At 65.4% G+C, this 2,606-nt stretch carries 3 protein-coding genes; all 3 read right to left on the bottom strand.

Annotated elements, in window-relative coordinates; all coding sequences use genetic code 11:
- Nucleotides 1-43 precede the first annotated feature (43 nt).
- On the bottom strand, nucleotides 44-1,459 hold the full coding sequence (locus E4Q08_RS23370; protein WP_169072175.1) for a TrbI/VirB10 family protein: 1,416 nt from the start codon (nucleotides 1,457-1,459) through the stop codon (nucleotides 44-46).
- A gap of 6 nt (nucleotides 1,460-1,465) precedes the next feature.
- Nucleotides 1,466-1,927 carry a conjugal transfer lipoprotein TrbH gene (locus tag E4Q08_RS23365; protein WP_169072174.1) on the bottom strand — a complete coding sequence of 154 codons (462 nt, stop codon included), beginning with the start codon at nucleotides 1,925-1,927 and terminating at the stop codon, nucleotides 1,466-1,468.
- 2 nt (nucleotides 1,928-1,929) lie between these two features.
- On the bottom strand, nucleotides 1,930-2,606 hold a 677-nt coding region (trbG, locus tag E4Q08_RS23360; protein WP_169072173.1), incomplete at its 5' end, for a P-type conjugative transfer protein TrbG.

Genomic DNA, 2,606 nt, shown 5'->3' with positions numbered 1-2,606 from the left:
TTGGTTTGCTGGTCAAGACTTTCATGCTCACTGCTCCTTGGCGTCAGTAGTCAAACGATTGGTACGGCTTGGAAAACGTCATGTCCCTGGCGACAATGACATTGAAGCGATACCCCGGCCGGATCTCCAGAGTTGGTGCGATGTTCATGTTCTTGGCGATCAATTGCGCGGTGACCTGGCCGAGTTGCTGGCCCAGCGCTTCGCTCATCGCGCTGCTGGCGGTCGGTGCGCCATAGACACTGTTGCCCTGGTTCTGGCCCTGGCTATAGGTGATCCCGGCGGTCACGGCAGACATCAGCAGGGCCGATCCGAACAGGCGCAGGTAATGGTTATTCACCCGGTCGGTGAACCCGGCATAGCCGACACCATCCGCGCCGGGCATGGCGCCGATGTCGATCGCCTTGCCGTCCGGGAAAACGATGCGCTGCCAGGCGACGAGGACGCGGGCCTGGCCGTAGGCGACATCGCTCGAGTAGCGGCCGACCAGGCGCGAGCCTTGCGGGATCAACAGATGTTTGCCGGTTGGCGTGTCGTACACGTCTTGTGCAACCTGGGCCATGATCTGGCCCGGCAGCCCGGAGTTGATCCCGGAAATCAGCGTTCCCGGGATGACGAATCCGGCCCGCAGCTCAAACGGCGAGCGCGGCGCTTCAAGCCTGGAGTCCAGCTTCCAGCGATCGCCTGGCTCGCCGCTACTGTCCTTTCCGAACTGCGCGACGTTGTTCCTGCCGCCCGCGGCCGCGGTTGGCAGCAATTGGGGAGACGCGGCACCTGCGCCTCCGATGCCGGCACCTTGCAGTGTCGCCAGCCGGGCCTTGTAGGCTGCCGTCGGGTCGTCGTGGACCGCCGCCTCGCTCTGCTGTCGTAGAGCGGCCAGACGCGCCAGCGTTTCTTCCCGGCTGCCCGGTGCGCCGGCATGACCCGCAGCGGCAGGCGCCGAGCCCGCGCTACGCGGGGCAACCATCTGCACCGTGGTTCTGGCCTTCACCGCCTCTTCGAACTGCTGCATCTTCGCCATACGGATACGATTCAGTTCCTCGTCGCGGGAGCCGCTTTGCGGCGTGCCACCACCGGCCAGGGTCGGTGGCTTCGGCGGTGTATCGAGGTTGTCCGGGCGTGCAATCAGCACGGCGCCGTCCGCGGTCGCGGGCGCAGAGAGTTCGGGAACCTGCAGCGGCTTCGCGGCCGCCGGCGGAATGATTCCATCCTTTTGATCGCCGGCGATTTCGCTGGCGAACAGGCGGGTATTGCCGCCCTTCTCTTTCGGCCCGGCGTTGGGCTTGTTCTGCTGGGCCGCGCGATCCGCAGCGACCAGCACCATGATGGCCAGGAACACGGTCATGACACCGCCGACGAGATACACCGGCAGGTTATTGACCCGGCGCACGCCGGATTTTCTGGAGAGTTCGCCGGGCGAGGCCCCTGGGGACATCTGGTCTTCGGTCACTTGGTCAACCATCGCCGATCACTCCTTGCGAACCCAGGCACCGGCTGGCGCCACGCGGTTGTTCTGCGCGAGGTAGGCGCGGCTGAGCGATTGCTGCCCGACCATCACGGTGATCCGGTAGAGGTTCGGACTGGCCGCCGTGTCGAGCAGGTAGTGCAGGTTCAGCCCTGGCGCCGTTGCCGCTGCGGCTTCCGGAGAGCCTGCCTGCGGGGCCGTTCCCGGCTTGAACTCCACGAGCGCATAGCCCCTGGCCCGCAGTGCTTCCACCAGGGCGCTGCCATAGGCATCCGGCGTCGGCTGGCCGAGATGGAAGCGCGTTCTTGCCGGCGGATACAGGGTGACCAGCTGCTTGACCGTGTCGGCGACAATCCTTTCCTCCAGGCCGGCCGGGGGCTCGGTCGCGAAGTTGCCGTAGGGCGCGGTCGACGCACAACCGGCCAGGGTCATCACCAGGAGCGCGGAGAGGGCGAACTGGCGCATGGCTATTTCCCCCTTTGGATCGTCACGCGATCCTGTGACGAACCGACGCCGGCGATCAGGATTGCCTTGTCGAACACGCTATCGACGATGTAACGGTCGCCCTGAACGCGGTAATTGACCATCACGGTTTCATCGTCGGTGAACACGCCGCCGTCCTTGCGCACCACCAGCAGCGCCGGCGCTTCGGTCTGGGCCATCGTCGAAGGCATCTGGATGACGGTCTTGCGGCCATCGTTGTACACCCGCACCGGTTTCCAGGCCGCGCTGCCCGATACCTCGTACGCGAAGCTCAGGTTGCCCATGTACTCGCGGGTTTCCGGCAGCGTCCGGTCGTCGCGATCCCTTCCTTCGCGGACCTTGATCGCTTCCCACTTGGCCATCGCCTCCTCGGGGTAGGTGAAGGAGACCTGCGGCATGTACTGGCTGCGATGCGAGCGCAGCTTCAAATGATAGCTGCGGCGGTTGGTGGTCACCACCATCGACGTTTCCAGGCCGACGTCGAGCGGCTTGATGATCAGGTGCTGCACTTCGCCGGCGCCGCTGCCGGTGACGGCCGGTTCGACCGTCCAGCGGGCCGTGTCGCCGAGGTTGATCGAGTTGACCTGCTCGCCGGCTTGCAGGGCGACGTCGCATACCTGCAGCACCGCGCAGACGATGCTCGGTTGCTGCGCGCCGTACA

The organism is Candidatus Accumulibacter contiguus, assembly GCF_012940005.1.
Taxonomy (GTDB): Bacteria; Pseudomonadota; Gammaproteobacteria; order Burkholderiales; family Rhodocyclaceae; genus Accumulibacter; species Accumulibacter contiguus.
Note: the sequence above shows the minus strand (reverse complement) of the source record. Positions and strands in the feature narration are given on the sequence as shown.